The following is a 1,000-nucleotide window of genomic DNA, read 5'->3' as shown; positions in this document are numbered from 1 at the left end:
CATTTCCGAACAAAAGGTGCCGCTGATGTTCAACCGCAAATTGAGCGCGATCCCAGCTGACCATCGGTTGCGTAACTTCGATGTGTTTTTCCTGGCGATGAATGCTGCGCAACAGTAATGCAAATACATAATTAATTAATCTGGAGATGAACATGTCAATGTTAAGCGAATTGCACAAAGTCAAAGACGGCGAACCGTTGCGCGAGAAGATGCGGATTGGCGGCAAGCTGGTCGGGAACGACCGCCTGATCGAGGTGCTCAATCCCTACAACGGCAAGCTGGTCGGGACGATCCCGAAGGCGACGGTCGGCGATATCCGCGACGCCTTCCGTATCGCACGTCAGTACAAGTCGAAGCTGACACGTTTCGAACGTTCCAAGATCATGCTGCGGGCGGCGGAAATATTGCGCGCCAATACCGATGCCGTTTCCGATTTGATCACGGCAGAAGCCGGGTTGTGCAAGAAAGACAGCCTGTACGAAGTCGGCCGTGCCTGTGACGTCTTCGTGTTTGCCGCCAATCAGGCGCTGGTAGATGACGGCCAGGTATTCTCCTGCGACCTGACGCCGCATGGCAAGCAGCGCAAAGTCTACACGATGAAAGAACCGCTGCTGGGCGCCATCTCGGCCATTACGCCGTTCAATCATCCGTTGAACCAGGTCGCCCACAAAGTGGCGCCATCGATTGCGACGAATAACCGGATGGTGTTGAAACCGACCGAGAAGACGCCGTTCTCCGCCTTGCTGCTGGCCGATATCCTGTACGAAGCCGGCTTGCCGCCGGAGATGTTCTCGGTGGTCACTGGCGATCCGAAAGAAATCGCCGATGAAATGCTGACCAATGCCGATGTCGACCTGGTCACCTTCACCGGTGGCGTGCCGATCGGTAAATACATCGCCGGCAAAGCAGTGTACAAACGTCAGGTGCTGGAACTGGGCGGCAACGATCCGATCATCGTGATGGAAGATGCCGATCTGGAAGAAGCGGCGACGCTGGCGGT

The 1,000-nt window shown here is 55.8% G+C and carries 1 protein-coding gene; it reads left to right on the top strand.

The features are described from left to right. Positions 1-152: 152 nt before the first annotated feature. The coding region (locus BM205_RS23900) for an aldehyde dehydrogenase family protein (RefSeq protein ID WP_139227395.1) at positions 153-1,000 on the top strand (848 nt) is incomplete at its 3' end.

The organism is Collimonas sp. OK307, from assembly GCF_900113705.1.
In the GTDB taxonomy this organism is placed as follows: domain Bacteria; phylum Pseudomonadota; class Gammaproteobacteria; order Burkholderiales; family Burkholderiaceae_D; genus Collimonas.
This window is presented reverse-complemented; position numbering and strand designations above follow the sequence as displayed.